At 62.8% G+C, this 23908-nt stretch carries 22 protein-coding genes; 10 read left to right on the top strand and 12 right to left on the bottom strand.

What is annotated here, in order from left to right; all coding sequences use genetic code 11:
- Positions 1–14: 14 nt before the first annotated feature.
- The 3 genes from mreD to mreB form a co-directional block, all read right to left on the bottom strand.
- Positions 15–491 carry a rod shape-determining protein MreD gene (mreD, locus tag BM019_RS07890; RefSeq protein ID WP_009042183.1) on the bottom strand — a complete coding sequence of 159 codons (477 nt, stop codon included), beginning with the start codon at positions 489–491 and terminating at the stop codon, positions 15–17.
- Positions 491–1600 carry a rod shape-determining protein MreC gene (gene mreC / locus BM019_RS07895; protein WP_092417984.1) on the bottom strand — a complete coding sequence of 370 codons (1110 nt, stop codon included), beginning with the start codon at positions 1598–1600 and terminating at the stop codon, positions 491–493. Before mreC ends, mreD begins: the two co-directional genes overlap by 1 nt.
- A gap of 141 nt (positions 1601–1741) precedes the next feature.
- The gene (gene mreB / locus BM019_RS07900) at positions 1742–2779 is read right to left on the bottom strand and encodes a rod shape-determining protein MreB (protein ID WP_002555108.1); all 1038 of its coding nucleotides are present in this window, start codon (positions 2777–2779) and stop codon (positions 1742–1744) included.
- 210 nt (positions 2780–2989) lie between these two features.
- On the opposite strand from mreB, the gene gatC reads away from it, so the two are divergent.
- The 6 genes from gatC (at position 2990) to BM019_RS07930 (ending at position 8193) form a co-directional block, all read left to right on the top strand.
- Complete coding sequence (gene gatC / locus BM019_RS07905; protein ID WP_009042181.1) at positions 2990–3277, top strand: Asp-tRNA(Asn)/Glu-tRNA(Gln) amidotransferase subunit GatC; 288 nt, start codon at positions 2990–2992, stop codon at positions 3275–3277.
- A gap of 16 nt (positions 3278–3293) precedes the next feature.
- Positions 3294–4745 (top strand): Asp-tRNA(Asn)/Glu-tRNA(Gln) amidotransferase subunit GatA, encoded by a 1452-nt coding sequence (gene gatA, locus BM019_RS07910; protein WP_092417985.1) that lies wholly within the window; start codon positions 3294–3296, stop codon positions 4743–4745.
- 10 nt (positions 4746–4755) lie between these two features.
- Positions 4756–6201 carry an Asp-tRNA(Asn)/Glu-tRNA(Gln) amidotransferase subunit GatB gene (gene gatB / locus BM019_RS07915; RefSeq protein ID WP_009042179.1) on the top strand — a complete coding sequence of 482 codons (1446 nt, stop codon included), beginning with the start codon at positions 4756–4758 and terminating at the stop codon, positions 6199–6201.
- Positions 6202–6332: 131 nt separating this feature from the next.
- A complete protein-coding gene (locus tag BM019_RS07920) occupies positions 6333–6704 on the top strand; it encodes a septal ring lytic transglycosylase RlpA family protein (RefSeq protein WP_092417986.1) in 372 nt (123 codons plus the stop codon).
- A gap of 41 nt (positions 6705–6745) precedes the next feature.
- The gene (locus tag BM019_RS07925) at positions 6746–7819 is read left to right on the top strand and encodes a calcium/sodium antiporter (protein ID WP_259679375.1); all 1074 of its coding nucleotides are present in this window, start codon (positions 6746–6748) and stop codon (positions 7817–7819) included.
- Positions 7816–8193 carry a carboxymuconolactone decarboxylase family protein gene (locus BM019_RS07930; RefSeq protein WP_092417988.1) on the top strand — a complete coding sequence of 126 codons (378 nt, stop codon included), beginning with the start codon at positions 7816–7818 and terminating at the stop codon, positions 8191–8193. The genes BM019_RS07925 and BM019_RS07930 overlap by 4 nt, the downstream gene beginning before the upstream one ends.
- A gap of 109 nt (positions 8194–8302) precedes the next feature.
- Here BM019_RS07930 and BM019_RS07935 read toward each other — a convergent pair whose 3' ends face one another.
- The 5 genes from BM019_RS07935 to kdgD form a co-directional block, all read right to left on the bottom strand.
- Entirely contained in the window at positions 8303–9244 is a 942-nt protein-coding gene (locus tag BM019_RS07935) for an AEC family transporter (RefSeq protein ID WP_009042175.1), read from the bottom strand.
- A 426-nt stretch (positions 9245–9670) separates the two neighbouring features.
- Positions 9671–11224, bottom strand: a complete 1554-nt coding sequence (gene garD, locus BM019_RS07940) for a galactarate dehydratase (protein ID WP_092417989.1) — start codon at positions 11222–11224, stop codon at positions 9671–9673.
- Between the two features lie 12 nt (positions 11225–11236).
- Positions 11237–12598: an MFS transporter gene (locus tag BM019_RS07945; RefSeq protein ID WP_092417990.1), complete on the bottom strand. Its 1362-nt coding sequence runs from the start codon at positions 12596–12598 to the stop codon at positions 11237–11239.
- A gap of 98 nt (positions 12599–12696) precedes the next feature.
- Entirely contained in the window at positions 12697–14142 is a 1446-nt protein-coding gene (locus tag BM019_RS07950) for an aldehyde dehydrogenase family protein (protein ID WP_092417991.1), read from the bottom strand.
- Between the two features lie 67 nt (positions 14143–14209).
- A complete protein-coding gene (gene kdgD / locus BM019_RS07955; RefSeq protein WP_009042171.1) occupies positions 14210–15121 on the bottom strand; it encodes a 5-dehydro-4-deoxyglucarate dehydratase in 912 nt (303 codons plus the stop codon).
- Positions 15122–15356: 235 nt separating this feature from the next.
- On the opposite strand from kdgD, the gene BM019_RS07960 reads away from it, so the two are divergent.
- Together BM019_RS07960 and BM019_RS07965 are read left to right on the top strand one after the other, a co-directional pair.
- On the top strand, positions 15357–16994 hold the full coding sequence (locus tag BM019_RS07960; RefSeq protein ID WP_092417992.1) for a phospholipase: 1638 nt from the start codon (positions 15357–15359) through the stop codon (positions 16992–16994).
- A gap of 13 nt (positions 16995–17007) precedes the next feature.
- Positions 17008–17199, top strand: a complete 192-nt coding sequence (locus tag BM019_RS07965; protein ID WP_009042169.1) for a hypothetical protein — start codon at positions 17008–17010, stop codon at positions 17197–17199.
- Positions 17200–17304: 105 nt separating this feature from the next.
- Here the strand turns inward: BM019_RS07965 and BM019_RS07970 are convergent, their stop codons facing one another.
- The 4 genes from BM019_RS07970 to BM019_RS07985 all read right to left on the bottom strand — a co-directional run bounded on the left by BM019_RS07970 (position 17305) and on the right by BM019_RS07985 (position 21762).
- A complete protein-coding gene (locus BM019_RS07970) occupies positions 17305–18054 on the bottom strand; it encodes a FadR/GntR family transcriptional regulator (protein ID WP_009042168.1) in 750 nt (249 codons plus the stop codon).
- A 67-nt stretch (positions 18055–18121) separates the two neighbouring features.
- Positions 18122–19849 (bottom strand): ABC transporter ATP-binding protein/permease, encoded by a 1728-nt coding sequence (locus tag BM019_RS07975; protein ID WP_092418013.1) that lies wholly within the window; start codon positions 19847–19849, stop codon positions 18122–18124.
- 97 nt (positions 19850–19946) lie between these two features.
- Complete coding sequence (locus BM019_RS07980; RefSeq protein WP_009046975.1) at positions 19947–20507, bottom strand: response regulator transcription factor; 561 nt, start codon at positions 20505–20507, stop codon at positions 19947–19949.
- Entirely contained in the window at positions 20500–21762 is a 1263-nt protein-coding gene (locus tag BM019_RS07985; protein WP_062823674.1) for an ATP-binding protein, read from the bottom strand. Before BM019_RS07985 ends, BM019_RS07980 begins: the two co-directional genes overlap by 8 nt.
- A 401-nt stretch (positions 21763–22163) precedes the next feature.
- Here BM019_RS07985 and BM019_RS07990 point away from each other — a divergent pair, with 401 nt between their 5' ends.
- Both BM019_RS07990 and BM019_RS07995 read left to right on the top strand, forming a co-directional pair.
- On the top strand, positions 22164–22880 hold the full coding sequence (locus BM019_RS07990) for an SIMPL domain-containing protein (RefSeq protein ID WP_007927039.1): 717 nt from the start codon (positions 22164–22166) through the stop codon (positions 22878–22880).
- A 228-nt stretch (positions 22881–23108) separates the two neighbouring features.
- Positions 23109–23672, top strand: coding sequence for a cupin domain-containing protein (locus BM019_RS07995; RefSeq protein ID WP_009042163.1), 564 nt, complete (start codon positions 23109–23111; stop codon positions 23670–23672).
- The last annotated feature ends 236 nt before the right edge of the window (positions 23673–23908 follow it).

Below are 23908 nucleotides of genomic sequence, written 5' to 3' on the forward strand. Positions count from 1 at the left end.
AATGCCTGACCGAATCAGTTGATTTTGAAACGTCGGCGCAACCCACGCAAACCGAAGCTGACCCAAGGCCAGAGCAAGGCACTGACCAATGCCGGCAACACCAGTGCAAGGGTCGGTTGACGGTTGCCGGTCAAGGCGCTGAGCCACAGCTGGACCAGTTGCGCCAGGCCGAAGATCACCAGAATCACCAGGCTTTGCTGCCACATCGGGAACATGCGCAAGCGCTGTTGCAACGACAGCACCAGGAAGGTGATCAGGGTCAGGATCAGCGCGTTCTGCCCCAGCAATGTGCCGTACAGCACATCCTCGGCCAGCCCCAGGCACCAGGCCGTGACCATGCCGACCTTGTGCGGCAGGGCCAGGGCCCAGAACGCCAGCAGCAAGGCCAGCCAGAGCGGGCGCAGGATTTCCATGAATTGTGGCAAAGGCGACACGCTGAGCAGCATGCCGATGGCGAAGGTCAGCCAGACCATCCAGCCGTTTCGGGACATTATTCTCTTCCTCCCGTGGAGGCCGGGGCCGCTGCAGGCGGCTTGGGCGCGGCGGGCCTGGTGGCGGCGGGCTTGACCGGAGCCGGATGGGCCACGGGCTTGACCGGCGTGGCGGCGGCTGGCGTCGCAGGTGCAGTTGCCGGTGCGGCAGGAGCGGTCGCGGTGGCCGGTGTTGCGGGCACGACAGGCTTGGGCACAGTCGCCGGGACCACTGGCGTGACGGTGCCGCCCTGCTGGTCCTGCGCTTCCTGAGCCTGGGCGGCGTCGTTGGCACGCTCTTCGGCGGTGCGGTTATCGCTGAACACCAGCAACAGGTAACGGCTGCGGTTCAAGGCGGCCGTCGGCACGGCGCGCACTATGGCAAACGGCTGGCCGGAGTCATGGATCACTTCCTTGACCGTCGCCACTGGGTAGCCTGCGGGGAAACGCTGGCCCAGGCCGGAACTGACCAGCAGGTCGCCTTCCTTGATGTCCGCAGTGTCGGCCACATGACGCAGCTCAAGGCGTTCCGGATTGCCGGTACCGCTGGCAATCGCCCGCAGACCGTTGCGGTTCACCTGGACAGGAATGCTGTGGGTGGTGTCGGTGAGCAGCAGCACGCGGGAGGTATAAGGCATCAGCTCGACCACCTGCCCCATCAGGCCGCGGGCATCGAGCACCGGTTGCCCGAGCACCACGCCGTCGCGCTCACCCTTGTTGATGATGATGCGATGGGTGAAAGGGTTGGGGTCCATGCCGATCAGCTCGGCCACTTCGACCTTCTCGTTGACCAGCGCGGAGGAGTTGAGCAACTCGCGCAGGCGAACGTTCTGCTCGGTCAAGGCGGCGAGCTTTTGCATGCGGCCCTGGAGCAACAGGTTTTCGGTCTGGAGTTTTTCGTTTTCGGCGACCAGTTCGGTGCGGCTGCCAAACTGGCTGGCCACACCCTGCCATAGCCGTTGCGGCAGGTCGGTGATCCAGTAGGACTGCATCAGCACCAGCGACATTTGGCTACGCACTGGCTTGAGCAGTGTGAAGCGGGCATCGACCACCATCAGCGCGACCGATAGCACGACCAGCACCAACAGGCGTACGCCCAATGAGGGGCCTTTGGCGAAAAGCGGTTTAATAAGCCGCTCCTCCCAGGCAAATGTTCTCTTTATTCATACGGCTTCAAACCGGCCTGGAGCAGAATGACAGAAGATAAACGCCAACAGGCAGCACTGCAAAGTGCTGCCTGCGAGCGGAACACATGGATGCACCCGGCGCGATTATTCGCTGGAGAGCAAGTCCATGGTGTGTTTGTCCATCATTTCCAATGCACGGCCACCGCCGCGGGCTACGCAGGTCAGCGGGTCTTCGGCGACGATCACCGGCAGACCGGTTTCCTGGGCCAGCAACTTGTCCAGGTCACGCAGCAGGGCGCCACCACCGGTCAGCACCAGACCGCGTTCGGCGATGTCCGAAGCCAGTTCCGGAGGCGATTGCTCCAGCGCGCTTTTCACGGCCTGAACGATGGTTGCCAGGGACTCTTGCAGAGCTTCCAGCACTTCGTTGGAGTTCAGGGTGAATGCGCGTGGCACGCCTTCGGCCAGGTTACGGCCACGAACGTCGACTTCACGGACTTCGCCGCCCGGGTAGGCAGTACCGATTTCCTGCTTGATGCGCTCGGCGGTGGATTCGCCGATCAGGCTGCCGTAGTTGCGACGCACGTAGGTGATGATCGCTTCGTCGAAACGGTCGCCGCCGACACGTACGGATTCGGCGTAAACCACACCGTTCAGGGAGATCAGGGCAATCTCGGTGGTACCGCCACCGATATCCACGACCATCGAACCGCGGGCTTCTTCGACCGGCAGGCCGGCACCGATCGCGGCCGCCATCGGCTCTTCGATCAGGAACACTTCACGGGCACCGGCACCGAGGGCCGATTCACGGATGGCACGACGCTCGACCTGGGTGGACTTGCATGGAACGCAGATCAGCACACGAGGGCTGGGCTGCAGAAAACTGTTTTCGTGAACCTTGTTGATAAAGTATTGCAGCATCTTTTCGCAGACACTGAAGTCGGCGATCACGCCGTCCTTCATCGGACGAATGGCAGCAATGTTGCCTGGAGTACGACCGAGCATGCGCTTGGCTTCGGTACCGACAGCCACGACACTTTTCTGATTACCGTGGGTCCGAATGGCCACAACCGATGGTTCATTCAGGACAATACCGCGCTCGCGCACGTAAATAAGGGTGTTGGCAGTGCCCAGGTCAATGGAAAGATCGCTGGAAAACATGCCACGCAGTTTCTTGAACATGGGAAAGGGACCCTAGGCAACGCGTGGGTAAAAAAGTGCGGCAAACTCTAACAACGACAGGGATTTTGGGCAAGGCGCCAATATGTTAAATTGGCCGCTTTTCTGTGCACCAACCCCCACAATCGCGGCCTTATGACCGTAGAAATGCGGTAGTGTTCCGACAATCTAACACACGGACGAGATCCGTTCTGTTTTCCACTGGAGAATCCCATGGCGCTTGAACGCTCCGACGTGGAAAAAATCGCTCATCTGGCCAGCCTTGGCCTCAATGAAGCCGATCTTCCACACATCACCTCCGACCTGAACAGCATTCTCGGGCTGGTGGATGCAATGCAGGCAGTCGATACCGACGGTATCGAGCCCCTGGCCCACCCGCTGGAAGCCAGCCAGCGCCTGCGTGCAGACGTTGTGACCGAGTCCAATCATCGCGAGGCCTATCAGTCCATCGCACCAGCGGTCGAAAACGGCCTGTACCTGGTTCCGAAAGTCATCGACTAAAGGGAAAGAGCCTGCAATGCATCACATGACCCTGGCCGAGATCGCCCGCGGACTCGCCGACAAGAAGTTTTCCTCCGAAGAGCTGACCAAGACCCTGCTGGCGCGTATCACCCAGCTCGACCCGCAGCTCAACAGCTTCATCAGCCTCACCGAAGATCTCGCGCTGCAGCAGGCCAAGGCCGCTGACGCCCGTCGCGCGAACGGTGAGAGTGGCGCCCTGCTCGGCGCGCCGATCGCCCACAAGGACCTGTTCTGCACCCAGGGCATCCGCACCAGTTGCGGCTCGAAGATGCTCGACAATTTCAAGGCGCCCTACGACGCCACCGTGGTCGCCAAGCTGGCCGCCGCCGGGACCGTGACCCTGGGCAAGACCAACATGGACGAATTCGCCATGGGCTCGGGCAACGAGACCAGCTATTACGGCGCGGCGAAAAACCCGTGGAACCTGGAACGCGTTCCGGGCGGCTCGTCCGGCGGTTCGGCGGCCGCGGTTGCTGCGCGCCTGCTGCCTGCCGCCACCGGCACCGACACCGGCGGCTCGATCCGCCAGCCGGCTGCATTGACCAACCTCACCGGCCTGAAACCGACCTACGGTCGCGTTTCGCGCTGGGGCATGATCGCCTACGCCTCCAGCCTCGATCAGGGCGGCCCGCTGGCGCGCACCGCCGAGGACTGCGCGATCCTGCTGCAAGGCATGGCCGGCTTCGACCCGCAGGACTCCACCAGCATCGACGAACCGGTACCGGACTACAGCGCCAGCCTCAACGGCTCGCTGCAGGGCCTGCGCATCGGCGTACCCAAGGAATACTTCAGCGCCGGCCTCGACCCGCGCATCGCCGAGCTGATCCACAACAGTGTCAAGGAGCTGGAAAAGCTCGGCGCCGTGATCAAGGAAATCAGCCTGCCGAACATGCAGCACGCCATCCCGGCGTACTACGTGATCGCGCCGGCGGAAGCCTCCTCCAACCTGTCGCGTTTCGACGGCGTGCGCTTCGGCTACCGCTGCGAGAACCCGGCAAACCTGGAAGACCTGTACAAGCGCTCCCGTGGCGAAGGTTTCGGCAGCGAAGTGCAGCGCCGGATCATGGTCGGTGCCTACGCCCTCTCGGCCGGTTACTACGACGCCTACTACCTGAAGGCGCAGAAGATCCGTCGCCTGATCAAGAACGACTTCATGGCTGCCTTTAATGAAGTCGACATCATCCTTGGCCCGACCACGCCGAACCCGGCCTGGAAAATCGGCGACAAGAGCAGCGACCCGGTCGCTGCGTATCTGGAAGACGTTTACACCATCACCGCCAACCTCGCGGGTCTGCCGGGCTTGTCCATGCCCGCCGGCTTCGTCGAAGGCTTGCCGGTCGGCGTGCAACTGCTCGCCCCGTATTTCCAGGAAGGCCGTCTGTTGAACGTTGCCCACCAGTATCAGTTGAACACTGACTGGCACACCCGCACACCAACCGGCTTCTGAGGAGAAACACATGCAATGGGAAGTCGTGATCGGGCTGGAGATTCACACCCAGCTCACCACCAAATCGAAGATTTTCTCCGGTAGCTCCACCGCCTTCGGTGCCGAGCCCAACACCCAGGCCAGCCTGGTGGACCTGGGCATGCCTGGCGTACTGCCGGTGCTGAACCAGGAAGCAGTGCGCATGGCGGTCATGTTCGGCCTGGCCATCGACGCCGAGATCGGCCAGCACAACGTGTTCGCCCGCAAGAACTACTTCTATCCCGACCTGCCCAAGGGCTACCAGATCAGCCAGATGGAGCTGCCGATCGTCGGCAAGGGCCACCTGGACATCCCGCTGGAAGACGGCACGGTCAAACGCGTCGGCATCACCCGCGCGCACCTGGAAGAAGACGCCGGCAAGAGCCTGCACGAAGAGTTCAACGGCGCCAGCGGCATCGACCTGAACCGCGCCGGCACCCCGCTGCTGGAAATCGTTTCCGAACCGGACATGCGCAGCGCCAAGGAAGCCGTGGCCTACGTCAAGTCGATCCACGCCCTGGTGCGTTACCTGGGGATCTGTGATGGCAACATGGCCGAAGGCTCCCTGCGTTGCGACTGCAACGTCTCGGTACGCCCCAAAGGCCAGGCCGAGTTCGGCACTCGCTGCGAGATCAAGAACGTCAACTCGTTCCGCTTCATCGAGAAAGCCATCAACTCGGAAGTCCAGCGTCAGATCGAACTGATCGAGGACGGCGGCAAGGTCATCCAGCAGACCCGCCTGTACGACCCGAACAAGGACGAGACCCGTCCGATGCGCAGCAAGGAAGAAGCCAACGACTACCGTTACTTCCCCGACCCGGATCTGCTGCCGGTGGTCATCGAGGACTCGTTCCTCGACCAGGTACGCGCCACCCTGCCCGAGCTGCCACCGCAGAAACGCGAGCGCTTCCAGGAACAGTTCGGCCTGTCGGTCTACGACGCCAGCGTGCTGGCCTCGAGCCGCGAACAGGCGGACTACTTCGAGAAAGTCGCGAGCATCGCCGGTGATGCCAAGCTCGCCGCCAACTGGGTCATGGTCGAGTTGGGCAGCCTGCTGAACAAGCAGGGCCTGGAAATCGACGAGGCACCGGTCTCGGCCGAGCAACTGGGCGGCATGCTGCTGCGCATCAAGGACAACACCATCTCCGGCAAGATCGCCAAGACCGTGTTCGAAGCCATGGCCAATGGCGAAGGCAACGCCGACGAAATCATCGACAAGCGCGGCCTCAAGCAGGTCACCGACACCGGCGCCATCTCCGCCGTGCTGGACGAAATGCTGGCGGCCAACGCCGAGCAGGTCGAACAGTATCGGGCCGCCGATGAGGCCAAGCGCGGCAAGATGTTCGGCTTCTTCGTCGGCCAGGCGATGAAGGCTTCCAAAGGCAAGGCCAACCCGCAGCAAGTGAACGAATTGCTGAAAAGCAAACTCGAAGGCTGACTGCAGTGTTGATGGCGGAGTTCGAATATTCCGCCCCTGTAGGAGCGAGCATGCTCGCGATTGCGTTGTCTCAGACAGGACGCTATCGCGAGCAAGCTCGCTCCTACTCTTGTATCTGGGGTCCCGTATTGATGAAACGCTTGCTGGGCTGCCTGGCCCTTTTCTCACTCCTGGCCGGCTGCGCCAGCCATGTCATCGATCCGCGGGGTTACGACAAGACCGGCGTCGCCTCCTATTACGGCACCAAGCACCATGGCAAACGCACCGCCAGCGGCGAACCCTTCAACCAGCACGGCATGACCGCCGCGCACCGCGAGCTGCCGTTCGGCACCCGGGTCAAAGTCACCAACCTCAATAACGACAAGAGCGTCGTGGTCCGGATCAACGACCGCGGCCCGCATACCCGTGGCCGCCTGATCGATTTGTCGCGTGCCGCCGCGCAACAGTTGGGTATGATCAGAAGCGGCACCGCCAAGGTGCGCGTGCAAGCCATCAGCGACTGACCCACGGAGCCCTGATCATTTTCGGATTAACCGATTTACCGCTGCTCAGCGTCCTTCAATTGTTCAGCGGCCTGGTCCTGCTGGTCGCCGGCGCCGAATTGCTGGTACGCGGCGCGGTCCGCCTCGCCGCCCGCCTGCGCGTACGAGCGCTGATCATCGGCCTGAGCATCGTCGCCTTCGGCAGCAGCGCCCCGCAGATGGCCGTCAGCCTGCAAGCCACCCTGGCGGAAAACACCGACATCGCCGTCGGCAGCGTGATCGGCAGCGGCATCTTCAACATCCTGGTAACCCTCGGCCTGTCCGCCCTGATCATTCCGCTGCGGGTATCGCGCCAGCTGGTGCGGCTGGATATCCCGTTGATGATCCTCGCCAGCCTGCTGGTGTTCACCCTGGCCTACAACGAAGAACTGACGCCCCTCGACGGCCTGATCCTGCTGGCGACCCTGATCCTCTACCTGGGATTACTGCTGCGCCAGTCGCGGCACTCGGCGCGCCCACAGTCCCAGCAAGGTTCCGACGCCCCCCGCGCGCACTGGCTGAGCAGCCTGCTGTGGATGATCGGCGGCCTGCTCCTGCTGGTGTTCGCCGGCCATCTGCTGGTCGAGGCGGCGGTGGAAGTCGCCACCGACCTGGGGCTGTCCGAGCGCATCATCGGCCTGACCATAGTCGCCGTCGGCACCTCCCTACCGGCCCTGGCCACCTCGCTGATCGCTGCCCTGCGCGGCCAGCGCGACATTGCCGTGGGCAACGTCATCGGCAGCAACCTGTTCAATCTGCTGGGGGTCCTGGGTTTCACCGCCCTGGTGGCGCCGACGCCCTTGTCGGTATCGCCCAATGCCGTGGACTTCGACCTGCCGGTAATGCTCGGCGTCGCGGTGCTGTGCCTGCCGGTGTTCTATTCGGGTTATCGGGTCACCCGCGCCGAAGGCCTGCTGTTTCTCGGCCTGTACCTGGCCTATGGGCTGCACGTGGTGTCCTTCACCACCGGCATGCCGCTGGCCGGCAAGCTGGAAAACTTGATGCTGTTTTACGTCCTGCCAGTGCTGGTGGCGTTCCTGCTGTTCAGTTCGCTGCGGGCCTGGCGCCGCCAACATAAAAAAGGGGAAACGCAATGACCGAGAAAAAGCAGGGCGTGGAGATGCGCCGCCAGGTGATGGGCGATGCCTTTGTCGATCGCGCCCTGGGCAATGCCACCGAGTTCAGCCAGCCGTTGCAGGACTTCGTCAACGAACATGCCTGGGGCGGAGTCTGGAACCGCGAAGGCCTGCCGCTGAAAACCCGCAGCCTGATCACCCTCGCCGCCCTGACCGCGCTCAAGTGCCCGCAGGAGCTCAAAGGCCATGTCCGCGGCGCCCTGAATAACGGCTGCACAGTGGAAGAGATTCGCGAGGCGCTGCTGCATTGCGCGGTGTATGCCGGCGTACCGGCGGCGATCGACGCGTTCCGCGCCGCCCAGGAAGTGATCGACACTTACCAGAAGCCGGAATAACCCTTCCCGCTGTAGGAGCGAGCCTGCTCGCGATTGGCCAAGGGCCACTGGTGGATTCACTGCCACATCGCGGGCAATCGAGCGTCGACCGGCCGCTCCTACAAGAGCACTAGATCCACCCGCCCCACTGCAGCAGAAAGATCCCGATATTGGTGGTCACCGCCGCCATCAGCGTGGTGATGACGATGATTGCCGCCGCCAGCTGATGATTGCCATTGGCCGCCCGGGCCATGACAAAACTCGCCGCCGCAGTCGGGCTGCCGAAATACAGGAACAGAATCCCCAGTTCCGCCCCGCGGAATCCGCAGAGCCAGGCCCCCAGGGTGGCTAGGATCGGCAGGCCGACCATTTTCACCAGGCTCGAGCTCAAGGCCAGGTCGCCGCTCTCGCGCAGCGCCGCCAGGGACAGGGTGCCGCCAATGCAGATCAAGGCCAGCGGCAGGGTCATCTGCGCCAGGTACTGGCCAGACGTCTCCAGCCAGGTCGGCAGGCCGATCTGGAAGACGGCGAAAGGCGCTGCCGCCAGGACGCTGATGATCAACGGGTTGCTGACCACGCTTTTGCAGATGCTCCACGGATCGGACTTGATCACCGGGCTGTACACCGCCAGGACGATGGTCGACAGGGTGTTGTAGAACAGGATCACCAGCGCCGCGAGAATCGCCCCGAGGGAGATCCCGTAGTCGCCATACATGCTCGCCGCGAGCGCCAGGCCGATGACCCCGTTGTTGCCGCGAAAGGCGCCCTGGGTGTAGATACCCCGGTCTTCCCGCGGGCAGCGCCAGATCGCCCAGCCCCAGGCGAAGGCAAAGCTGGCCAGGGTGGCCACGGCGAAATAGATCAGCAGCCCGGGCTTGAGCGCCGAATGCAGGTCGGCATGCAGAATCCCGAGAAACAGCAGCGCCGGCATGGTGACGTTGAACACCAGGGCCGACGCTGTGTGGATAAAACCGTCGTTGATCCAGCCGATGCGCTTGAGCAGCACACCGAGAAACAACATGGCGAATACCGGCGCGGTGATATTCAGCGTTTCGAGAAAAATGGCCAGCATGCCGGGTCAACCTTGAACCTGTCGTTAGGCGGCTAATGATAAGCCAGCCCGCGCGCTTAAGCCCGATGGATTTGCCCTAACCACAAGCAGATCCATCGGGCCGCAGGCGTTCGAGGCCATCAAACGCCACGCCCGCGCTACGGTCGATCGCAGCCTGCACAGCACCACCATCCACCCACGCCCAGCACAACCCTGTAGCCGCTGCCGAAGGCTGCGATAGGCCCGCAGGACCTCCAGCGATTTCAAAAGCCACGCCCGCTCCGCGGTCGATCGCAGCCTGCGGCAGCGGCTACCCGGATTGCGACCTGCCATTCAACCGTGCCCAGCACAAACCCTGTAGCCGCTGCCGAAGGCTGCGATCGACCCGAAGGGGCGCTGGCATACTCAGCCACGCTGGATATCGCCTCCTGCAGCAACCATTACGGCTCAGGTAATCGGCGCCGGATTGAACAAGGTGATGTCGTTGTGCAGCTTGTGCCGTTCGGCCCAGGTCTGCTGCTTGCCACTGGCCACGTCCAGGTAGAAGTGGAACAGCTCCCAGCCCAGCTCTTCGATACTCGCCCGCCCGGTGGCGATGCGCCCGGCGTCGATGTCGATCAGGTCCGGCCAGCGCTGGGCCAGTTCGGAGCGGGTCGAGACTTTGACCACCGGCGCCATCGCCAGCCCGTAAGGCGTGCCACGCCCGGTGGTGAACACATGCAGGTTCATCCCCGCCGCCAGCTGCAAGGTGCCGCAGACAAAGTCGCTGGCCGGCGTCGCGCAGAAGATCAGGCCTTTGCGGGTAAAGCGCTCGCCCGGCCCCAGCACGCCATTGATCGCGCTGCTGCCGGACTTGACGATGGACCCCAGGGACTTCTCGACGATGTTCGACAACCCGCCCTTCTTGTTGCCCGGCGTGGTATTGGCGCTGCGGTCGGCCTCGCCCTTGGCCAGATAGCGGTCGTACCAGTCCATCTCGCGCACCAGCTCCCGGGCCACGTCTGTGGATTCGGCGCGGGAAGTCAGCAGATAGATGGCATCGCGCACCTCGGTGACTTCGGAAAACATCACCGTCGCGCCGGCCCGCAGCAACAGGTCCGAGGCATAGCCCAGGGCCGGATTGGCGGTGATCCCGGAAAAGGCATCACTGCCACCACATTGCATCCCAAGGACCAGCTCCGAGGCCGGCACGGTTTCCCGGCGCCGCTGATCGAGCTTCTGCAAACGCACCTCGGCCAACTGCATGATCTGCTCGATCATCTCGGTAAAACCGTGGCTGGAGTCCTGCAGTCGGTACAGCCAGGGCTCGCTGAGGTCCACCGAGCTGTCGCCTTCGTGCATCACCTGCCCGGCCTGCAACTTCTCGCAGCCCAGGCTGATTACCAGGGCTTCGCCCCCCAGGTTCGGGTTACGCGCCAGGTTGCGCACGGTGCGGATCGGGATATAGGCATCAGTGGCGGTGATCGCCACGCCGCAGCCATAGCTGTGGGTCAGCGCCACCACATCGTCGACATGGGGATACCTGGGCAGCAGTTCGTCCTTGATGCGCTTGACCGCATGATCGAGCACCCCGGCCACACACTGCACGGTGGTGGTGATTCCCAGAATGTTGCGCGTGCCGACCGTGCCGTCGGCATTGCGATAACCCTCGAAGGTAAAGCCTTCCAGCGGCGCCTGGGCCGCCGGCACTTCAGTGGACAGCGGCAGGCTGTCCAGCGGCGGCGCGCTGGGCATGCGCAACTGCTCTTCCCTGACCCAGCTGCCGCGCAGGATCGGCTGCAAGGCATAACCGATGGTCTGGCCGTAGCGGATCACCGGGCCACCTTCGGCGATATCCTCCAGCGCCACCTTGTGGCTCTGGGGGACGAAGTCCAGTGTCACCAGGCCATCGGCGAACGCTGTGCCTGCCGGTACGCCCTGGTCATTGACCACAACCACCACGTTGTCCCGCTCGTGCAAGCGGATGTAGCGCGGCGAATCGGAATGTTCAATCAACTGCATGACGCCGCCCCTTCAGGAATGCGCTTGGGAAAGTTGGGTCAGCTCGGGGCCGTTGCTCGGTGGATCCTTGAGCACCACGCGCTTGATCGGGCCGACGATCACCAGGTAGCTGAACACTGCCAGCAGCGCGTTGCAGCCGACGAACACCAACGCCCATTTGAACGAGCCGGTGGAACTGATGATGTAGCCGATGACGATCGGCGTGGTGATCGACGCCAGGTTGCCGAAGGTGTTGAACAGGCCGCCGCTCAAGCCGGCGATCTGCTTCGGCGAAGTATCGGACACCACCGCCCAGCCGAGCGCGCCCACGCCTTTGCCGAAGAACGCCAGGGCCATGAAACCCACCACCATCCATTCGATGTCCACATAGTTGCAAGCCACGATGCTGCTGGAGACCAGCAGGCCGGCGATGATCGGCGCCTTGCGGGCGAAGGTCAAAGAATGCCCCTTGCGCAGCAGGTAGTCGGAAATCACCCCGCCAAGCACCCCACCGATAAAGCCGCAGATGGCCGGCAAGGAAGCGATGAAGCCAGCCTTGAGAATGGTCATACCACGCTCCTGCACCAGGTACACCGGGAACCAGGTCAGGAAGAAGTAAGTGATGCCGTTGATGCAGTACTGGCCCAGGTACACGCCAAGCATCATGCGATTGGTCAGCAACTGGCGCAGGTAGTCCCATTTCGGGCCGTCGCTGCGTTTGCCTTTGCCGTCCTGGTCCATGTCGACCATGCCGCCATTGTCGGCGATGTGTTTGAACTCGGCCTCGTTGATCAGCGGGTGCTGGCGTGGGCTGTAGATCACCTTGAGCCAGACCAGCGAGAAGACGATGCCGATCGCGCCCATCACGATGAACACGTGCTGCCAGCCGAAGTGATAGACGATCCAGCCCATCAGCGGGGCGAACAGCACCGTGGCGAAATACTGCGCCGAGTTGAAGATCGCCGAAGCCGTACCGCGCTCGGCGGTGGGGAACCAGGCCGCGACAATCCGCGCGTTGCCGGGGAAGGACGGTGCCTCGGCCAGCCCCACCAGGAAGCGCAGCATGAACAGCGCCACCACCGCGGTGGAAACGCCGAACTCACCGACATAACCCTGCAGCACGGTGAACAGCGACCAGGTGAAGATGCTCAGGGCATAGATTTTTTTCGAGCCGAAACGGTCGAGCAGCCAGCCGCCGGGGATCTGCCCCGCTACATAAGCCCAACCGAATGCGGAGAAGATATAACCGAGGGTGACGGCGTCGATGCCGAGGTCTTTTTGCAGGCTGGAGCCCGCGATGGCGATGGTGGCGCGGTCGGCATAGTTGATCGTGGTCACCAGGAACAGCATGAACAGGATCAGGTAGCGGACGCGAGTCGGCTTGGTCGCTTGCATATGGATGTACTCCCACTAGTTATTTTTATGCGGGTAAAACATGCGTTTCATCGACCCCGCCGGGCCTCAGGCAACGGCCGGCGGGGGTACAGCGGGACTTAGGATCCGATGTAGGAAGTCTTCACCACGGTGTAGAACTCCTGCGCGTAGCGACCTTGCTCGCGGGAACCATAGGATGAACCTTTGCGGCCACCAAAAGGTACGTGGTAATCGACGCCGGCCGTCGGCAGGTTGACCATGACCATCCCGGCCTGGGAATGGCGCTTGAAGTGGTTGGCGTATTTCAGCGACGTGGTGGCGATGCCCGCCGACAGGCCGAACTCGGTGTCGTTGGCCATGGCCAGCGCCGCCTCGTAATCAGCCACCCGTACCACGTTGGCCACCGGGCCGAAGATCTCTTCGCGGCTGATGCGCATCGAAGCCTGGCTGTCGGCAAACAGCGTCGGCGCGAGGAAATACCCCTCGGTATCGCAAGTCACCAGGCCGCCGCCGCTGACCAGCCGCGCCCCTTCGGACTGGCCGATATCGATGTATTTCAAGTCCTGTTCGAGCTGCGCCTGGGACACCACCGGACCGATATCGGTGCCGGCCCACAGCGCGTGGCCGACCTTGATCGAACCCATGCGTTCGGCCATCGCCGCGACGAACCGGTCGTGGATGCCCGCGGTGACGATCAGCCGGCTGGAAGCGGTGCAACGTTGCCCGGTGGAATAGAAGGCACTCTGTACCGCCAGCTCCACCGCCTGCTTGAGGTCGGCATCGTCGAGGATGATCTGCGGGTTCTTGCCGCCCATCTCCAGTTGCACCTTGGCCTGGCGCGAGACGCAGCTGACGGCGATCTGCCGGCCCACGCCCACGGAACCGGTGAAGCTGATGCCGTCGACTTTCGGGCTGTTGACCAGGGCATCGCCGACCAGCCGGCCGCTGCCCATCACCAGGTTGAACACCCCAGCCGGGAAGCCCGCGCGGGAGATGATTTCCGCCAGGGCCCAGGCACAGCCCGGCACCAGCTCGGCGGGCTTGAGCACCACGCAGTTGCCGTAGGCCAGGGCCGGGGCGATCTTCCACGCCGGGATGGCGATCGGGAAGTTCCACGGGGTGATCAGGCCGACCACGCCCAGGGCTTCGCGGGTCACTTCGACGTTGACGCCCGGACGCACCGACGGCAGGTAATCCCCTGACAGGCGCAGGCATTCGCCGGCAAAGAACTTGAAGATGTTGCCGGCGCGGGTCACCTCGCCGATGGCCTCGGGCAGGGTCTTGCCCTCCTCCCGGGCCAGCAGGGTGCCGAGCTCTTCGCGACGGGCGAGGATCTCGCTGCCGACCTTGTCCAGGGCATCGCTGCGCGCCTGGATACCGGAAGTCGACCAGGCCGGGAATGCATCGCGCGCCGCATCGATCGCGGCATGCACCTGAGCCAGGTCGGCCTTGGCGTATTCGCCAATGACATCGGACAACTCGGACGGGTTGATATTGGTCGAGTAGTCGGCACCGGCAAGCCATTGGCCACCGATGTAGTTATCGAAGCGTTTTACCTCTGCCACGCGCCCTCTCCTTACACAAAAGCCTTACGCAAAAGGCCGCTGATTGCTCAGCGGCCCCGGGGATGGATTACTGCGCGCCCTGGGCGTCAATCAACGCCGCCAGCGCTGCATATTCTTCCGGCAACAGGTCGGTCAACGGCGCCCGCACCGGGCCTGCGTCATGGCCGACGATGCGGGCTCCGGCCTTGACGATGCTCACCGCATAACCGGCCTTGCGATTACGGATATCCAGGTAAGGCAGGAAGAAGTCGTCGATGATCTTGCCGACGGTGGCGTGATCTTCCCGGGCAATGGCGTGGTAGAAATCCATCGCGGTTTTCGGGATGAAGTTGAACACCGCCGAGGAGTACACCGGCACGCCGAGGGCCTTGTAGGCCGCGGCGTAGACTTCGGCGGTCGGCAGGCCGCCCAGGTAGCTGAAGCGATCGCCGAGGCGGCGACGGATCGACACCATCAGCTCGATATCGCCCAGGCCGTCCTTGTAGCCGATCAGGTTCGGGCAGCGCTCGGCCAGACGCTCCAGCAGCGGCGCGGTCAGGCGGCAGACGTTGCGGTTGTAGACCACCACACCGATCTTCACCGATTTGCACACCGCTTCCACATGAGCGGCGACCCCATCCTGACTGGCTTCGGTCAGGTAGTGCGGCAGCAGCAACAAGCCCTTGGCACCCAGGCGCTCGGCCTCCTGGGCGTATTCGATGGCCTGGCGGGTCGAGCCGCCGACGCCGGCCAGGATCGGCACGCTGCTGGCGCAGGTGTCGACCGCAGTCTTGATGATTTCCGAATATTCGCTGGCCGCCAGGGAGAAAAACTCACCGGTGCCACCTGCCGCGAACAGCGCCGAGGCGCCGTATGGGGCCAGCCATTCCAGGCGCTTGATATAGCCCGCGCGATGGAAATCGCCCTGGGCGTTGAAATCGGTCACCGGGAAAGACAGCAGGCCGGAGGAGAGGATGGACTTCAGTTCTTGTGGATTCATTATTCGAACACCCTGGGACGCACATTGTGATGAAAAACACATCAGCCTTGGCCGAAGTTGTAAGTCATCGTACAACTTAAAAAACAATCGTCAACAGCAATTCGTCAGCCATCGCCAAAATACGCGGCAAAAAATACCTGCTTGACGAGTCAGGGTTTTGCTTTATGCTCGCAAATAACTGTATATGCATACAGTTAATTTCTTGAAATACCTACGACATATCAAGGAGCTAGAAATGTCAGGTCTACACACTCAGCAGCGGGAACAGCTGCAACACAAAAGCCAGGTCGTTGCCGATCTGGACAGCCTTTTCAGCGAACGCGGCATTGCCATTTCCGGTGATGGCGACCACCTGGTGCTGATCGCCGACGGTCATCACACCATCAAGTATCACCACCCCGGGCTCCTCCCCGCGGCACCGGGCAAAAACCTCAAGGCCCTGCCCCAGCTACGTTTCGAGGGGGGCGAGCACACCGCCATCGGCGATGCCACCCTGCTGCGTTTCGTCAAGGACGCCCCTGGCGTTCCAGCCTGGCAGGTCGAATTGCACCTGCCCAATGGCCTGGCCCTGACCTACGGCCAAGTGGTGGCGCTGGGTGGCGATTTCTATGGCATCCCCGACCAGCCGATCTGCGAAGGCGCGACGCCGGTGGATCGTTTGCAGCGTTTTACCGCTGCGTTCAACTCCCTCGCCGTGTTGCCGGCGGCCAAGGACGAGGCGAAACAGATTCTCGCGGTAATGCAGAAGGAAATCGCCGCCGCCAACCAGGCGCTCAAGGACGGCAGGCAACCTCACGAGGCCTATGACGCCCTGGGAGATACGTTGTCCGAAGAGTGGAACAAGATCACCGGCGGCGGCAGCTTCGCCTCGGCGCTGTTCCCCCTGGGCCGCTACCTGAAGCTGGCGGCCAACAATGCCGACCATTTCGGCGAGTGGGCGCTGCTGGCCTATATCGCCGGGCACACCGCGGCCCTGCAGCAGGCGGTGCTGGCGCACAAGAACGCCGACGAGAAGCAGCTGGAACTGGCCTACGCCATGAACGCTTTCGCCGATCACTTCCTCACCGACCTGTTCTCCGCCGGCCATGTGCGGGTACCGCGCAAGCAACTGGCGGCGGTGGTCACGCCGAGCGATCTCGGCTCGCTGATCACCCGCTTCATGCACGACGAGGACAGCAAGTTCGGCCTCAATGTCAGCAACGCCCAGGGCGACCGCTGGCATGCCTATGGCGACAAGCGTTATTTCGACACCCTCGACAGCAACAACCGCAAGCAGGTCAAGTTGGCCGTGCAACGCTCGGCGGACGAAATCTTCGAAAGCTACCTCAGCGGCGCGGCCCCGACGCCCGGCAACTTCACGGCGCTGAAGCTGTTGCCGGACCTGAACGCGGCGAAGAGCGGCAACTTTTCACCGCTGTTCGTGATGCAGGGCGACAAGGTGCTGCGACGCAGCGACGTGAACAACCTCAACGACACCAAGACCATCGACAACTGGTGGGGCTGGAGCACCTACCTGCTGCTCAAGGACTACAAGCCCAACAAGCCGGCGGGCTACCTGGAAGCACCGACGCTTGCCCCGAGCATCCAGGCCGATGGCTGGCAGAGCCAGACACCCAGCGAACCCAACTGGCTGCCCGGCAATGCCGTGCGTTATGCCTTCAGCTACACCAACGGTTTGAACGAGTCGTACATCGGCCCGTGGTCCGCCTACGCCGAACTGAGCGAGCGCTTCCAGCCGACCCTGAATGTGCCGGTGGACACCAGCGGCGGTTCCAGCGGGCGCAACATTTTCCGCCAGTTCCACGGTGGCTCGCCGGAGCTGATCGCCTCGATCGACAAGACCGCCACCACTTACATCGACCGCAATGCCTGATAAGGACATCGACATGGCTATCAATCTGACTCTAGAACTGGCCTCGGGCCAATCCCTGCAGGGCGCGCCCCTGGAACTGCTGGTCAACGGCGCCCCCGTCGCGCGGGCAACCGTCGACCAGCAAGGGCATGTGACCTTCAATGCCAAACCCGGCGCCGGGCAACTGGCCGTGAGGGTGGATCGCTCGATTCTCAAAAACCGCTAAAAGCATCGTGGGCAAGCTTGCTCCTACAGGGTCACCTCCCCTCTGTAGGAGCGAGCTTGCTCGCGATAAGAACCCAAGGGCGACGCAATAACCGCCCCAACCGCATTACCCGCGCTGCGCCTCTGCCTCTTCATGGGCATGGCGCAGCCGTTCGCGGCTGTTGGTCAGGTGCAGACGCATGGCCGCCCGGGCCGCGTCCGAATCCTGGCGGGCAATGGCTTCATAGATTTCTTCATGCTCGCGGCTCAGGCGGCTCATGTAGTGCTGCTGATCGTCGTGAGCCAGGCGTGCCGAATTCAGGCGGGTGCGCGGAATGATGCTGGTTCCCAGGTGGGTCATGATGTCGGTGAAATAGCGGTTGCCTGTAGCCAGGGCAATCTGCAGGTGGAACTGGAAATCCGAGGCCACCGCATCGCTGTCGTGGGCCGCACTTTCATTGAGGGCATCCAGCGCCGCCCGCATCGCCGCCAGTTGCTCGGTACTGCGCCGCTGCGCGGCCAGCCCGGCCGACTCCACTTCCAGGCTGATGCGCAGTTCCAGGATCGCCAGCACATCGCGCAAGGTCACCACGGTCGCCGGATCGATCCTGAAGCCGCTCGGGCTCGGTGTGTCGAGCACAAAGGTGCCGATGCCGTGGCGGGTTTCCACCTGGCCGGCGGCCTGCAAGCGGGAAATGGCTTCGCGTACCACGGTCCGGCTGACGCCATGGGCCTCCATGATCGCCGACTCGGTGGGCAACTTGTCACCGCGCTTGAGCTGACCGTCGCGAATCTGCTCCGACAGCACGGTCACCAGTTCCTGGGCGAGGCTACGGCGCTTGCGTGGAAGGCGGGGCGCCGTGTTCTGGTTGTCCATGGTGAAGTTCTTTCTCCGAAAACTGATGACGCATCATAGCTCAGCCGGGTTGTACGATCACTGTTGACTACACCGTCACTGCCTGGTCGACCAGATGCCCGCGCTCGATGCGGATGTGCCGCGGGTGGAAACGCTTGAGGCTGCTGCGATGCCCGACGCTGACAATGCTCAGCCCCGGTAGCTGGTCGATCAGCGCCTGGTACAGGGTCGCCTCGTCTTCTTCGTCCATGGCCGAGGTGGCCTCATCCATGTACAGCCATTGCGGCGCGTAGAGCAACGCACGGGCAAAGGCCAGGCGCTGCTGCTCGCCCGGGGACAACATGCGCTGCCAGTGATTGCTCTCGTCCAGGCGAGCGACAAGGTGCGGCAGTCGGCAGGTTTCCAGCACCTGCGCATAACGCTCCTGCGGGTAGGTGTCGCCCGACTGTGGATAACTCAAGGCTTCGCGCAGGCTGCCGATCGGCAGGTAAGGCTTTTGCGGCAGGAACAGGTAACGCTCGGCGGGCATGCGAATGCTGCCGTGACCGGCCGGCCAGAGCCGCCCCATCGCCCGCAGCAGGGTACTTTTGCCACTGCCGGAACGGCCGCTGAGCATCAGGCGCTCACCGGGGGTCACGGTCATCTCGGCACCGGCCAGCAGGTGCCGGCCGTCCGCCAGGTCCAGGCCAAGGTTATGCACCTGCAGGGTTTCACCCTGGCTCTGCACATCGATGGCTGGCGCGCGCTCTTCGTTTTCGCTCATGGCCTGGCGGAAGCTCAGCAGCCGGTCGCAGGTGGCACGCCAGGCCGCGAGATCGGAATAGGCGGTGATGAACCAGCTGAAGTTCTCCTGGACGTTGCCGAATGCCGAGTTGATCTGCATCAGCTCGCCCAGCTCGATCTTACCCGTCAGGTAACGCGGGGCCGCGACGATGAAGGGGAAAATGATCGCGATCTGGCCGTAGCCCGAGGTGAAGAAGGTCAGGCGCTTGGACACTTTCATGATGTCCCAGAAGTTGTGCCAGACCATGCCGAAGCGAGCGCTGAGGCGTTTGTTCTCATTCGGCTCGCCGTCGTACAGGGCAATGCTCTCGGCGTTCTCCCGCACCCGCACCATGGAAAAACGCAGGTCTGCCTCGAAACGTTGCTGGTTGTTGTTCAAGCCGATCAGGCGTCGACCGATCAGGTGCGTCAGCCAGCTGCCGACGGCGGCGTACACCAGGGCGCACCAGAACATGTAGCCGGGAATGGTATAGCCGAAGACTTCGATACTGCCCGACACGCCCCACAGGATGATCGAGAACGACACCAGGCTGACCACGGTACGCAGCAGGCCCAGGGCGAGCCCCAGGGTATTGCTGGTGAAGCTGTTGAGGTCTTCGGAAATCCGCTGGTCCGGGTTATCGGTGTAGCCGCCCTGCTCCAGCTGGTAATAGTTCTTGTGGCCCAGCCAGCGGGCGAAGTGTTTTTCCGTGAGCCAGGCCCGCCAGCGGATGGTCAGCATCTGGGTCAGGTAGAGCCGGTAGACCGCGGCCAGGATGGCCACCGCGGCAATTCCGCAGAAATACAGGATCAGTTGCCAGAACGCCGCCTCGTCCTTCTTTTGCAGGGCGTTGTAGAAATCCTTGTACCAGCTGTTGATCCACACCGAGATCGCCACGCTGAACAGGGTCAGGGCGATCACCGCGAACAGCAGCAACCAGGCCTTGCCCTTCTCCTCGCTGCGCCAGTAAGGCGTAGTCATTTCCCAGACACGACGGAAAAACTGCCCGCGCACAGCATCGTTGACCGCGGAATACTCAGCGTTCTGATTCATCATCAAGGCTCGATTGGGATAGGGACAAGCATCGAGCCGATCATAGAGGATCGGCTCGCTTTTTCACTTGTCCTGAGGACATTCGTTCAGTCGCGGTTCAGCGGCGAACCGGGCGCTTCTGCAACTTGCGTTGCAGCGTTCGGCGGTGCATGCCCAGGGCGCGGGCAGTGGCGGAGATGTTGCCTTCGTGTTCGGTCAGCACCCGCTGGATGTGCTCCCATTGCAGGCGGTCCACCGACATCGGGTTTTCCGGCACCAGGGTGTCGAGGTCGGCGTGCTCGGAGAGCAGCGCGGCCAGTACATCGTCGGCATCGGCCGGTTTGCACAGGTAGTTGCAGGCGCCGCGCTTGATCGCTTCGACCGCGGTGGCGATGCTCGAATAACCGGTGAGAATCACCACGCGCATCTCCGGATCGAGCTCGAGCAGCTTGGGCAGCAGCACCAAGCCGGAGTCGCCGTCCATCTTCAGGTCCAGCGCGGCGAAGTCCGGCAGGTCCTGCTGGGCGAGGGCCAGGCCTTCCTCGGCGGAACCCGCAGTGCTGACGCGAAAGCCGCGACGGCTCATGGCGCGCGCCATCACCCGGGTGAAGGTGGCGTCGTCATCCACCAGCAACAGATGCGGCAGTTCTTCGCCTTCGACTTGGATTTCGTCACTCATGTTGGTCTCCTCGGGCGCCGTGGGGCAGGCGCAGCTCGGTGAGCGTGCCGCCTTCCTCATGACTGTAGAGTTTCACTGAGCCGCCGGCGCGTGTCACGCTGGCTTTGCTCAAAAACAGGCCCAGGCCGAAACCTTTGCCCTTGGTGGTAAAAAACGGTTTGCCGATCTGCTCGGCGATGGCCAGCGGCACACCGGCGCCGTGGTCGCGAATGCTGATGGTCAGGTTCTCGGCATCCCAATCCAGCTGGACTTCCAGCCCTTCCGGACAAGCATCGGCTGCATTGTTCAGCAGGTTGAGCAACGCCTGGGTCAGGTCCGGCGGCGGCGCCAGCCGCGGCATCGTGCCCTTGCCCAGCAGCTGGAAGCGGTAGCTGGCTTCGGGGCGCATCAGGTGCCAGCGGTTCAGCGCTTCGTCGAGCCAGACGGTGGCATCCTGCATCTCCACCGCCAGCCGGCGGTTGGCCTCGGCGGCGCGCACCAACTGTTGCAGGGTTTCCTTGCACAGTTTGACCTGGTCCTGGAGCACGCCCAGGTCATCTTGCAGCATTGGGTCGAGGTGGTCCTGGCGCATTTCCTTGAGCAGTACGCTCATGGTCGCCAGGGGCGTTCCCAGCTCGTGGGCGGCGCCAGCGGCCTGGGTCGCGACAGCCAGCAACTGCTGGTCGCGCAGGCCCTCTTCGCGGCGGATCGCCCGTAGCTCCTCCTGCCGCCGCAGCTCCTCGGCCATTCTCGCGGCAAAGAAGGTGATCACCGCCGCGGCCAGGGCGAAGCTCAGCCACATCCCGTAGATCTGCAGGTTCTCTCGGGCGATGGGGAAAGTCTGCAGCGGGTAGAACTGCGCCAGCAGCAAGGTGTACATGGTCAGCGCGATACCGGAAAGAACCACCGAGTAGCGCCATGGCAAGGTTACGGCGGCGATGGTCAGCGGCACCAGGTAATAGGAGACGAAGGGGTTGGTCGAACCGCCGGAGAAGTACAGTAGGGCACTGTGGATAAATAAATCACAAGCCAGTTGCACGGCATATTCCAGCTCGGTGACCGGCCACGAGGTGCGCAGGCGAATGGCGGTGAAGACGCAGAGAATCAGCGACAGGCCCAGGGTGATGGCCAGTTGCAGCCAGGGCAGCGGTAGCAGGTCGAACCAGTAGGCGAGCCCCACCGAACCGGCCTGAGCGGCCAGAACCAGGATGCGGATGAAAGTCAGACGCCAGAGGTTCTGGCGAGTGGCGGAAAGCAGTTGTACGGGGGCGAGCATGAGCTCTCCTGATGAGCGCTCCAGGCGGATCGCGACGAGTATAACCAAGCAGCGGCCCAGACAGGCAAAACTGCGGCAAACCGCCACAGTCTTGGGCAATGGCCAATCGCGGGCAAGCCTTGCCTGCAAAAACACCACCGGCCTGCAGGAGCGAGGCTTGCCCGCGATAGAGCGCAAAGCGCTCGCCATCCCCATCTCAGAGTCCGGCTCGAGAACAGATTACGACTGCTGCGCAGTCGGGCGCAGGCTTCGCCAGCGGCTACCAAAGCCCCCCGCAGTTGGCGTTGGGTAATAGATGTATAGAAGTTGTTAACGGGCCGAACCAGACAATAAAAGCTAGAGTCTGATGGTTTCACGCAGGCTGGGACCCAATACCTGCGGACCGCACTCAAGGAGTTTTCATGCATACATTCAGTCGCAGCGCCGCCCTTCTCGCCCTCAGCGCCGGCACCCTCGCCAGCCTGCCGGCCCTGGCCGCCGATGAGCTTCATTACAACCAGATCTCCCTGCGCGCCGAAGTCAGTCAGGAAGTGGCCCGCGACCTGATGATCGTCACCCTCTACAGCGAATCGCAGAACGCCGACCCGGCCAAGCTCGCCGCGGAAATCACCACCACCATGAACAAGGCCCTGGGCCAGGCACGCCAGGTCAAGGACATCACCTTGCGCCAGGGTAGCCGCAACAGCTACCCGATCTACGACACCAAGGGCCAGAAGATCACTGGCTGGCGCGAACGCGCCGAACTGCGCCTGGAAAGCTCGGACTTCGCCGCGCTGTCCAAGCTCACCGGCGAACTGCTGACCGACCTGAAGATGGGCGGGATGGATTTTGCCATCGCCGACCCGACCCGCAAGGCCAGCGAAGACAAACTGCTCAAGGAAGCCGTCGATGCCTTCAAGGCCCGTGCGCAGCTGACCACCGAAGCGCTGGGCGGCAAGGGCTACAAGATCGTCAACCTGAACCTCAACAGCAACGGTTATCCACAACCGTATCTGCGCGGACCGGTGATGATGAAAGCCGCGGGCATGGATGCGGCGCCGGTCACTCCGGAAGTCGAGGCCGGCACCAGCCAGGTCAGCATGACCGCCGATGGCTCGATCGAAGTCCTGATGCCGTAACGTTTTCCCTGCTCCCCAACGGCGGTAACCTGCAGCACAAATGAGGTTACCGCGTTTTTTTGCTAGCCACTGTTTCAACCCAAGCCTGAGGGACTCGCCTTTTTTTGGGGTGGAGGGGTGAGCTCGGCCACATCGGTGATGTTAAAGTTGCGGCCCCCGGTATTGCGCCTATCAGACGTGATTGACGTCCACCGGGTATACTGCGCCTTTCCTATAAGAGTCTCTCCAATGACCGCAGACCGCATCGGCGAACGCCTGCGTCGCTATCGCCGCGCCGCCAAGAAAACCCTGCGTCAGATCGCCAGCGAATCCGGTCTGACCGCCAGTTTCCTCTCCCAGGCGGAACGCAATCTCACCGGCGTCTCGATCTCCTCCCTGGTCAACATTGCCAAGTCCCTGAACGTTCCGCTGAACGCCCTCTTCGACCAGCCGACCCAGGCACAACCCGACTCCCACGACGGCAAGCGGGTGCGCTACACCATCGAAGGCCAGCCCCTGTCCTACGAGCGGCTGTCCAGCTCCTTTCCCGGCAACCTGATCAACGCGGTGAAGATGAACATACCGGTGGGCTACCAGTCGGAACTGATCTCCCATGATGGCGCCGAGTTCTCCTACGTTCTTTCGGGGCAGATTGTCTACACCATCGAGGGGCAGCAGTACCCCCTCGGCGCCGGCGACTCGGTGCACTTCGACTCGACCAAACCGCACTACCTGGCCAACGCCGGCAACGGCCCGGCAGAAGTGTTGACCGTCACGACCATGGGCCTGTTCGACGACCATTCAGCGGCCTGAACCCGGCCCGTGGCCGCCTGCGCAACCTCACAGACACCCCGTGCGCAAGAGAAATGTTAGTCACGCTTAATTTTCGTTGACCACGATTTCAGCATGACTTAATTTCGGCATCGGCGAATCGTCAATCAACCCACAACAAAGCGATCGTCGGCGCCGCACAGGGTCCATGGGGGTGCATCCACTCCCCATAGAAGGCGAGTTGCCCCGGCCCACAAGGCCACTCCTCAGATACGCCC

The organism is Pseudomonas sp. NFPP07 (assembly GCF_900115645.1).
GTDB lineage: Bacteria > Pseudomonadota > Gammaproteobacteria > Pseudomonadales > Pseudomonadaceae > Aquipseudomonas > Aquipseudomonas chlororaphis.